5 protein-coding genes and 1 pseudogene are annotated in these 5134 nt (G+C 67.5%); 1 reads left to right on the forward strand and 5 read right to left on the reverse strand.

Going from position 1 to position 5134, the window contains the following annotated elements; translation table 11 throughout:
- Positions 1-323: pseudogene (locus A2J02_RS19455) on the reverse strand (circularly permuted type 2 ATP-grasp protein); the annotation flags it as partial.
- A 214-nt stretch (positions 324-537) separates the two neighbouring features.
- Here A2J02_RS19455 and rpsT point away from each other — a divergent pair.
- Positions 538-798 (forward strand): 30S ribosomal protein S20, encoded by a 261-nt coding sequence (rpsT, locus tag A2J02_RS19460; RefSeq protein ID WP_027497522.1) that lies wholly within the window; start codon positions 538-540, stop codon positions 796-798.
- A 75-nt stretch (positions 799-873) separates the two neighbouring features.
- Here rpsT and holA read toward each other — a convergent pair whose 3' ends face one another.
- The 4 genes from holA to A2J02_RS19480 form a co-directional block, all read right to left on the reverse strand.
- Complete coding sequence (holA, locus tag A2J02_RS19465; protein ID WP_231893918.1) at positions 874-1848, reverse strand: DNA polymerase III subunit delta; 975 nt, start codon at positions 1846-1848, stop codon at positions 874-876.
- Between the two features lie 50 nt (positions 1849-1898).
- The gene (locus tag A2J02_RS19470) at positions 1899-3491 is read right to left on the reverse strand and encodes a ComEC/Rec2 family competence protein (protein ID WP_068052395.1); all 1593 of its coding nucleotides are present in this window, start codon (positions 3489-3491) and stop codon (positions 1899-1901) included.
- The gene (locus tag A2J02_RS19475) at positions 3488-4372 is read right to left on the reverse strand and encodes a ComEA family DNA-binding protein (protein WP_082898923.1); all 885 of its coding nucleotides are present in this window, start codon (positions 4370-4372) and stop codon (positions 3488-3490) included. Before A2J02_RS19475 ends, A2J02_RS19470 begins: the two co-directional genes overlap by 4 nt.
- Positions 4373-4480: 108 nt before the next feature.
- The coding region (locus tag A2J02_RS19480; protein ID WP_068052397.1) for a DegV family protein at positions 4481-5134 on the reverse strand (654 nt) is incomplete at its 5' end.

The following is a 5134-nucleotide window of genomic DNA, read 5'->3' on the forward strand; positions in this document are numbered from 1 at the left end:
CGGGGAACCTGGTCGAGCGGGAACGGGCGTTCCTGGCCCGACAGGGAGAACGTGATGCCCTGGTCGATGAAGGCGCGTCCCAGCGCGTCGGATCTCGCGTCCAGGTCCACTGCGTTCGCCGGGGCGAGTGCAGTATGGATGCCCTTGTACGGAGTTCGGGTGCGCCCGTCCGCGTCGAACATCTCGTCGAAGGCGAGACTGTACTTACCGACGTCGGAGTATCCCCCGAACACCCCGTCGAGCTCGGGTTCGACGCGATCCGCTGTCTTGGTTCTGGTCGCTTTGGCCTTGGTGGCGGCATGCGTTGCCGATCGCGGACTCATTCTGGCCATGTTGCTACAGAGACAGGAGTTAGGCGCGGTAGAAGCGTTAATTTCTTGAAACGCATCGTCACCCCACTCCGGATTGGGTTCTGGCCGACCGTACTGGTATTCTCGATCTTCGGCGCAGGGCTCCAAAGCTCAGCAGCAGACTTCGGGCATTCCATCATGGATCGCCCTGACCGGAATACCGACGAAGACGACAAGGATTTTACGCGTGGCCAATATCAAGTCCCAGAAGAAGCGGATTCTCACCAACGAGCGTGCACGCCTGCGCAACCAGTCGGTGAAGTCCTCGCTTCGTACCGTCATCCGCTCGTTCCGCGAGGCACAGGCTGCGGGCGACAAGGACAAGGCTTCCGAGATTCTTCTCGATGCAGGCCGCAAGCTCGACAAGGCCGCCAGCAAGGGCGTCATCCACAAGAACCAGGCCGCCAACAAGAAGTCGGCACTGGCTCTCGCAGTCAACAAGCTCTGATTCATCACTGAGCTCGATCGAGCCCGCCGCATCCGACCAGGATGCAGCGGGCTTTTTCCGTGCTCTCTGCCGACGCTACCCACCCAGTGATGCGACCTCGGCCACCGCTTTCTCCACCGCGTAGTCCGCGTCCGCTGCTTGACCTTTGACGTCTGCATTGAGCTGCGCCACCACGCGCAGCGCCTGGGCGATGGATCGACCGTTCCAGCCGCGCGCCTGACCCTGCGCCTTCTTGATCTTCCACGGCGGCATCCCCAGCTCCCCTGCCATTCGGAACGGGTCGCCGCGACCCGCCGAACCCACCAGCGCAATGGTGCGGACGGCATCGGCCAACGCGTCGGCGAGCAGCACGTGCGCCACGCCCCGGTGCATCGCCCAGCGCAGAGCCTCCAGAGCGCCGGCTCGGTCACCGATCACCGCTTTGTCCGCGACGTCGAATCCGGAGACCTCGGCCTTGCCGGAGTAGTACCGACGCACCGCGGCGAGGTCGACCTTGCCCCCGGTATCGGAGACCAACTGCGAACAGGCCGAAGCCAATTCGCGAAGTTCGTTGCCGACGGACTCGACCACCGCCTCGATCACGTCGCCGCTCACCCGGACATCGGCGGTACGGAACTCTCCGCGCACGAAGTCGATGCGTTCGGCGGGCTTGGTGAGCTTGGCGCACTCGTGCACCTGTGCGCCGCATTTCTGCAGCGCTCCGACCATCGCCTTGGCCCGGCCGCCGCCGGAGTGCATGACCACCACCACAGCACCGTCGGGCGGATCGGTAGCCGCGTCGAGCACCAGCGCGGCGGCGTCCTTGCCTGCCTCGGCGGCGGCCTCGAGCACGAGAACACGGTCCTCGGCGAACAGCGAGGGACTGAGCAGTTCGGCGAGCTCGGGAGCGCTGGCATCGCCGGTGCGCAACCGCGTGACCGGCAGGTCCTCCCCCGGTATCGCAGCACTCGCACGCACCTGAGCCACGATCGCGGCTACCGCGCGATCCATCAGAAGTTCCTCGTCGCCGAGAACCAGATGCAGAGGAGCCACACTCGAAGTCACGACCATGATCGTGCCATGCGCGGCCGACACACTCGGCATCCGCTTCGTCCGAGCGATCACCACAGAACGTGTGCCGTCCACATCGCCAAGGCCGTTATCGCCACCGCCGCGGCCAGCCAACGAAACACGGTCAAACGCAACGCCGTCAGCACCGCGACCGTCGAGAACGCCGCCAGTGCTGCACCCTCGACGCCGTCGGGGACGACGATGCCCGCGCCCGGCACCGACGCGGCCCGCTCCGCCACCGTGATCAACCACCACAGCGGAGCGGACGCCAGCTGCGCGACCAGTTCCGCCAGCGAGCCGCTGACGGCAGCGATCACCGCTGTGACGATCCCCACCACCGTGATCGGAGCGACGACAGGTGCCACCAACACATTCGCCGCCACTCCCACCACGCTGAACGTTCCGGCCATGGCCGCAACCACCGGTGCCGTCACCGCGTGCGCCGCCGCGGCTACGGCCACCACCTCCGCTGCCGCTCTGGGCCAGCCGCGCGCCCGAAGCCAATCGACCCAGATCGGCGCGACGAGCACGAGCCCTGCGGTGGCGAACACCGACAGCACGAATCCGACATCCACCGCCAATCTCGGCCACCACGCGAGCAAACCCAACACGGCTCCGCACAGCGCCGGTACCGCCTGCCGTCGTCTGCCGGTGACGAGGGCCAGCAGGCCGATCGACCCCATGATTGCGGCACGCAACACACTCGGCGACGGCCTGGCCACGATCACGAACGCAACGAGCACGACGAACGCCACCGCGACCGTCGCACGGGGCCCGATTCCGATACCCCGCAACACCAACAGAACCGCGCCGATCACGATGGAAAAATTTGCGCCGGACACAGCCGTCAAATGCGTCAGGCCTGCCGCCCGGAAGTTCTCGGCCACCGTCTCGTCCAGCCGCGAGACGTCTCCGACCACGAGCCCGGGTAACAGACCTGCACGATCCGGTGGCATCGAATTCTGCGCTACCGCTGCCAGATTCGACCGGAACGTGCCCGCGGTAGCGGAGATCGCCCCGGGCTCGGTCACTGTGACGGGCGCACCCGACGTGCGGATGACGGCCACACTCATGTCCGGTCTGATCGGCACGCCGAGCCGGCCCCGCACGGTGACCTCCTGGCCCGGCAGCAGTGCCGACCAACTCGACTCCGGGGCGATGATCGACACCCGCCCACCGACGTACAGAGCCTCACCGCCGACGTCCACGCGAGTCATCTCGGCGTTCACCATCACCATCGAGGGCCCCGCCGACAACAGCCGGCGTGGGTCCTCCTCCAACCGCACCGACGCGGTGACCCACGCTCGGTTCTCCGCCGCCGCAGCGACAGGATGTTCGGCCAACGAACTCATCTGAAGCCAGATCGCTCCCCCGAAGCACAGCGCCAGCCCGATCACCGCGGCCGCACCGAACCGACTCGAACCAGGCAAGGCGCGCCGAATCGACAACCGGTGCAGGGATACTGCGACGAGCAGCACCACCGCAACCGCCGACGCGGTAGCAGCGAGAGCAGCACCCGGGCCTCCGAGAATTCCGATCGCGGTGATCGACCAGCACACCGCAGCGGCCGGGACCAGTCGCACATCGAATGGCTGACGATCCTCGGTCTGCTCCGCACCGGTCGACGCGGTATCGGTGTTCATCCGACGTGCACCAGGTCTCGGATCTTCGCCAGTCGGCCGGGCCCGATCCCGTCCACCTCGGACAGCTGATCCACGGTTGCGAAGCGGCCGTTGGTCTCTCGCCAACCGACGATCGAAGTCGCGGTGACCGGCCCGACCCCGGGCAACGCGTCCAGCTCTGCGACGGTCGCGGCGTTGAGGTCCACCGTCCCGCCGGGCGTGGAACCTCCGCCACCGACCGGTGCGCCGCTACTACCGTCTGCCGGTGTGCCGATCCCGGAAGTCGTACTGCTGACCGGTGGAGGGGCATCCGGCGGCACTGCTCCGACGACGATCTGATCACCGTCGGCGACTCGCGCGGCCATGTTCAGCGCTAGCAGGTCGGCACCCTCCACTGCGCCGCCTGCCGCAGCCAGCGCGTCGGCGACTCGCGAACCCGGTTGCAGCCGAACCAATCCGGGGCTCGTCACGAGCCCGACGACGCTCACCACGAGTTCGGCGTCGGCGCTCGGCACTGGATCGACCACGTCGTCGGCATCCACCGTGCCGTCGGCATCAGCCGTGCCGGTCGCGACCACGGCGAGCGGCGGCGCAGGTGCCGGAGTCGGCGTGTCTCGAAGCACCGCGAATCCCGCCACCAGCACGACGAAGACTCCGGCCGCCGCCATCGCCACCGCCCCCGGTTTCCCGGGGTCGACGCGGGCGGATCGCCATCGCGACGGCAGCAAGGCCGACCACGGGGTGCCTGATCGTTCCGCTTGCGGCAGCAGCCAATCCGGGTCGGTGGATCCGGCGTCAGCTCGCGGCTCCTCGGGCGCGAGGCGATCGCGGTCGGAATCGTGTTGTCTGCGCACGGAGTGCAATCGCGCCACCGTGTGTGCCCGATCGTCGTTGCCGCCCATGCTCGAGGACGCTAGTGCCCGCGATCGGTTCACTCCCCGGTGATTACTGGTCGCCGATTGCCCTGTGTACAACCCGGAGGCTGTGGATGAACCGAGGGCCGGGCCCGGTTATCGGCGTCCCGGAGCCACGACGACACCGACCGCGCCGGGGCCGACGTGAGCACCGAGAACGGCACCGAAGGGGTAGACGTCGATGCTGGTCGAGTGCGGAATTCGGGAGGCCAGCATCGCGGCTACGTCCTCGGCTCGCTCCGGGCACTGCATGTGGTGCACCGCGAGCGCAACCCCCGATTCGTCACCGACCTCGGTCGCGGCAGCGACGGCTGCGTCGACCAGCTTGTTCAATGCCTTGGACGAGGTCCGCGCCTTCTCCTTCAACACGAGTTTGCCGTCGCTGATGTGCAGTACCGGCTTCATGGCCAGCGCAGTGCCCAGCAACGCCGCGGCGGCACCGATTCTGCCTCCACGTCGCAGGTGGTCCAGTCGATCGACGACGATGAAGCATCGCGAGGTCGTCGACGCGGCGACGGCGTCGCGGTACACCTCGTCCAGTTCTGCTCCCCCGGCGGCAGTGGCTGCCGCAGCAAGCACCGCGAAGCCCAGTCCCATGCCCGCCGAGGCGGAATCGACGACTCGGACGGCCGAGCCCACGTGATCTGCGGCCTGGCGTGCTGCCTCCCACGTGCTCGACAGTCCCCGGGAGATGTGCAGGGCCACCACACCGGCACCTCGACTGCGTTCGAGAGCCGCGGCATAGATCTC

This window comes from Rhodococcus sp. EPR-147 (assembly GCF_001647185.1).
GTDB lineage: Bacteria > Actinomycetota > Actinomycetes > Mycobacteriales > Mycobacteriaceae > Rhodococcoides.